General features: G+C 40.1%; 6 protein-coding genes and 1 pseudogene. 5 read left to right on the top strand and 2 right to left on the bottom strand.

Annotated elements, in window-relative coordinates; genetic code table 11:
• Positions 1 to 179 precede the first annotated feature (179 nt).
• On the top strand, positions 180 to 1,175 hold the full coding sequence (locus Q1A70_RS19070) for a D-alanine--D-alanine ligase (RefSeq protein WP_299695427.1): 996 nt from the start codon (positions 180 to 182) through the stop codon (positions 1,173 to 1,175).
• 83 nt (positions 1,176 to 1,258) lie between these two features.
• On the opposite strand, the gene Q1A70_RS19065 is transcribed toward Q1A70_RS19070, so the two are convergent.
• Complete coding sequence (locus Q1A70_RS19065; protein ID WP_299695425.1) at positions 1,259 to 2,227, bottom strand: tyrosine-type recombinase/integrase; 969 nt, start codon at positions 2,225 to 2,227, stop codon at positions 1,259 to 1,261.
• Between the two features lie 95 nt (positions 2,228 to 2,322).
• On the opposite strand from Q1A70_RS19065, the gene Q1A70_RS19060 reads away from it, so the two are divergent.
• Both Q1A70_RS19060 and yciH read left to right on the top strand, forming a co-directional pair.
• Complete coding sequence (locus Q1A70_RS19060; protein WP_299695423.1) at positions 2,323 to 2,691, top strand: DUF3319 domain-containing protein; 369 nt, start codon at positions 2,323 to 2,325, stop codon at positions 2,689 to 2,691.
• Between the two features lie 3 nt (positions 2,692 to 2,694).
• Positions 2,695 to 3,006 (top strand): stress response translation initiation inhibitor YciH, encoded by a 312-nt coding sequence (gene yciH, locus Q1A70_RS19055; RefSeq protein ID WP_008221404.1) that lies wholly within the window; start codon positions 2,695 to 2,697, stop codon positions 3,004 to 3,006.
• Positions 3,007 to 3,273: 267 nt separating this feature from the next.
• On the opposite strand, the gene Q1A70_RS19050 is transcribed toward yciH, so the two are convergent.
• On the bottom strand, positions 3,274 to 3,546 hold the full coding sequence (locus Q1A70_RS19050) for a helix-turn-helix domain-containing protein (RefSeq protein ID WP_299695418.1): 273 nt from the start codon (positions 3,544 to 3,546) through the stop codon (positions 3,274 to 3,276).
• A 223-nt stretch (positions 3,547 to 3,769) separates the two neighbouring features.
• Here Q1A70_RS19050 and Q1A70_RS19045 point away from each other — a divergent pair, with 223 nt between their 5' ends.
• Positions 3,770 to 4,063 carry a hypothetical protein gene (locus Q1A70_RS19045; protein WP_299695416.1) on the top strand — a complete coding sequence of 98 codons (294 nt, stop codon included), beginning with the start codon at positions 3,770 to 3,772 and terminating at the stop codon, positions 4,061 to 4,063.
• A 7-nt stretch (positions 4,064 to 4,070) separates the two neighbouring features.
• Positions 4,071 to 4,336: pseudogene (locus tag Q1A70_RS19040) on the top strand (hypothetical protein); the annotation flags it as partial.

The following is a 4,336-nucleotide window of genomic DNA, read 5'->3' as shown; positions in this document are numbered from 1 at the left end:
CGACGCCTCTGCCTTGTATAAATACCCAGCAACTCGCTGCAAAAATCAGCTCGAAAGATCAACACGCCCTAGTCGCTCGAGATTTCATTTACAATTTTAGTGAGTAAAACGCTGTATCTATTCCGACTTTTGTTTATCATTGAAGTCAGTATTCTTAGTTCCAAGGTTCGAATTTACCCATGAGCACAATCAATATTCTTCTACTTTGCGGCGGTGGATCTTCCGAACATGAAGTGTCGTTAGTTTCAGCCAATTTCCTTTTTCAACAACTCAATAGCGTTGCGGATTTTAACGTCGTCAGGGTAGAGATGAAGGAAGAAGGTTGGTGCCTTGATTCCGGTGAACTCATTTACCTTGATATTCATGCCCAAACCCTACGTGGCAACAATCAACAATCGAAAGTGGATTTTATTGTTCCATGCATTCATGGTTTTCCTGGTGAAACTGGTGATATCCAATCACTGTTTGAGATGGCTAAGATTCCATATCTAGGTTGTGGTTCTGAAGCGAGTAACAACAGCTTTAATAAGATCACCTCAAAGCTTTGGTATGACGCACTTGGTATTCCAAACACGCCGTATCTGTTCTTATCAGACAATACTGAACAAGCCCATTCACAAGCCGCTCAGGCATTTGAAAATTGGGGTAAAGTGTTCGTGAAAGCCGCTCGTCAGGGATCTTCTGTTGGCTGTTATCAAGTAAACCAACTAGACGAGTTAAGCGAAGCGATTAATAAAGCGTTTACCTTTTCAGACCAAGTTCTAATTGAAAAGTCAGTGGTACCAAGAGAGTTAGAAGTTGCTGCTTATGAGATTGACGGTAAGCTGCATATCAGCAAGCCGGGCGAGGTGATTGCACCAAATGGCGCATTTTACTCTTATGAAGAAAAGTACAGTGAAGACAGCCATTCAATTACCGAAGTTGAAGCGAGTAACCTAACCACAGAACAGCGCGAATTGATTGCAGACAGTGCACGTAAAGTCTTCACACAAATGAAGCTTCGCCATTTGTCTCGTATTGACTTCTTTTTGACTCAAGATAATGAGATATACTTGAACGAAGTCAACACCTTCCCTGGTATGACGCCTATCTCGATGTTCCCGAAAATGGTTGAGCATGACGGTAACAACTTCAGTCAATTCTTAGAAAACTGCGTGAGAACAAGCCTGTCTTAGCCATTGGTTTATTAGAAGTCTGCACACTTTTTTCATTAACAATGACAACAAGTTAATCTAAAAGTAAAGCGATGGTGTTGGCGTTATTGCCAAGGCACTATCGCTTTATACTTCATTTTCTCAGCTTCTGCCGTAACCGTATAACCCACATATTGCGCTGGCATAGCCGGGCTCAACCAACGGCCGAAATCCTGAATATCTCGTACTTTTAGCCCTTGTTTTGATAACTCCTGTACAGCACCAACGCGAGTTGAATTCCCTGAAAAATGGTGGTTTTCTGCTAGTTGAAGCAAATCACTCGCTCGTCTTAATATTCTATAGATAGACGAGTCATCCAAAGAGGTAAGTCCGATATTGTCATGCTTGTTTATCGCGCGGAACACAGGTAGATCTTCTTGTGTTCCAGCAAATGAAAGCCAACGTTCAAGCGCAGTCATCGCGACTTTTGACAGTCTATAAGCTGAGTTTTTAATCGTAATTTGATATTCATTTTCAGCCATCTCGATATCATTCATTGATAACAGCTTTAACTCTGAACGTTTTAAAGCACACTCGAACATCACGTGATAAATAGCGATATCTCGGATTTCTTTCAAACTTGCTTGTTGATGGGAAAGTAATACATCCAATTGTTTAAGGTGAGCAGACGTCATCGCATTAGTTTGCTTAGCATCCCCCGCCATTTGGGCCTGTAAATGAAGCAAGGTAAAGCGAACTTGTCTATGTTTAATCGGGTTAGCAAAGTTCAACACCGTATGTAACAAACTAAGCGTTGCAGTGTAACGTTTTAACGATGCGTATTTTCTCTCGCTAGACTCCGTCTCTAGGAAACGGCGGATTGCAGTAACGGAAGCCGGGAGGGTATTGATACGATTTTTAATACAGAAGGCATAGTAACGATTCCAGTCACTATAAATAGCAAGTAATGAGTTACGAGAATACTGATATCCCGTTAACTCATCTATAATTTCAACCGTGGCGTTTTTGTTTAATTTATCAATAAATGAATTAGCGATTATTGAGTCTGTTAAAATAGGAATCTTTTTTCTCAAATGACTATACCTAAGTCCTTTTTTTGACATATTATGCTTGATATCATAAAAAGTACACTTATTATTAGTACGGTGAAAACAACAAGATGATAGATATGGCTAATTCAATATACCGAGGGGTTCACATACAATCGATAGATGCAACTAACACGGTTTGGCGAACTAAGTTAAAAAACAATGTTATTCAAGGTGGTTTAGCTGCCGTGAAAAAGAGCATTGATTGGTGGCTTGATACCGCATCTATTATTGATCCTAAAGAGTTCACTGTGCTAAGTAAGTCGAGAGTAACAAGTGGCCTAAGTGAAAATTTCAACGGCTACCAAATTAGGAATGACACGGGTGAGCCGAACGCGTGGTATTGCATGTTTAACGGGCGCTTAATGAAAGGCGGCAAAATTGCAATCCAACGTCACATAGAGGCTTACTTACTCGCGAAACAAAAAGCAGAGCAACAAAAGAATTAAATTATGAGCCTAGTATATTCAACGGAAACAGGTCGTATCAAACCTGAAGAAGAGAAAGTCCAGCGTCCAAAAGGCGATGGTATCGTTCGAATCCAAAAAGAAACCAAGGGCCGTAAAGGCAAAGGTGTTTCTGTCGTAACCGGTTTAGATTTAGATGATGCACCATTAAAATTAATGGCAGCAGAGCTTAAAAAAGTATGCGGTTGCGGTGGCTCAGTAAAAGACGGAAACATTGAAATTCAAGGTGACGCCCGCGACAAGATTAAAGCGCATCTAGAAAAGAAAGGCTATAAAGTTAAATTCGCTGGCGGTTAATTTGAAACTAATATCAGAGGTAAAATCGAAGATTATTACCACTGTATATTAGGTATTTTATGGTAAATAACCAATATGGTTAAATACACAGTATAATGCAGAGAATATCAGCGAAAAATAAAGGCAGGGCATCACACACAGATACCTGCCTTATAAACACCAAATTACATTTAACATAACGTACATAATACGCAGTGAGATAGACAAAAAATAAAGGTATCATTCATAACAAAATCAATCAGATACCTTTACTTTTTGCCTATAAAATTAGGCTGTTTTTTTATCTTCTGTTAGACGCTCTAATGCTTCAATAGCACGCCCGTTTTTTGATCGTTCAGCAATAATAGCTAACAAAACAAAATCTACATCTAAACCTAATGTTTCTGCTATTTCACACGCTATATCATCGCTCATTGTGCCGCCGTGACGCCATCTTTGAACCGAAGGCTGGCTTAATCCTAAGTATTTGGCGACCTGTCTATCGCTATCTAATTGTTTTTCAACACGTAATTGGTTGAGCAGTTCTAGTGTAGTTATCATGTTTTCACCTCTTAACTAAGGATAGATTACGCCACTGGTGATAAACAACTGACTATCATTCAAATTCAAAATGATCTTTAATCAACCTCGTCAAGTCGGGAGACTTTGCGAACATCCTTTAAGCCCCCTTAGTAGATTGCAAGCTCTTCGGGGGCTGTCTGAAAACAAGTGATGTTCCAAGGCTTTAAGTATTGACCAGACTTATTAAAAAAGGATCAACACCATGTCAAATCAAAGTAAAACCCCACATCAACAAGAAGAAATCCGCACTCTAATGTGTGATCTTATTTCTCGCTCTATGACTATCAGCCAAACGACTATTCACGATGTCTTTTTAAACTACAGTGGCCATGTTGACGGCTTCGACTTCTATGTCCATATCAATGGTTTCAATAACTCAGATGAAGCCACACATACGAACGATGTAGTATGTTTTCATCTCAATTTGGAAAGCATGAAGTCAATCAGAGCTCACTTTAAAACGTGCCATTCTCTACTAGATTCACTGGCGGCTTAACCTTTCCATGGAACTCACGCCGTACCAGCAAGAAATCACCAAATACAACAAAGCAGCGGCCAAGAAAGCCGCTGATGGTGGTTCACCTTACCTACACAAAGGTAAAGCTGATGTCTTTAGATACTTCTCTAAGAACGGCGCACTCACTCAAGCCTCTATTATCAACCGTCTACGTAAGTACCACGGTATCGATACGTTCAAAAAGCAAAACCGCCGCAATAACTTCACTGAGGTTTGTAAGTGGATCGTTGCTAACGTCTGCCTAGAAACTCG

The organism is uncultured Vibrio sp. (assembly GCF_947488985.1).
Lineage (GTDB): Bacteria > Pseudomonadota > Gammaproteobacteria > Enterobacterales > Vibrionaceae > Vibrio.
This window is presented reverse-complemented; position numbering and strand designations above follow the sequence as displayed.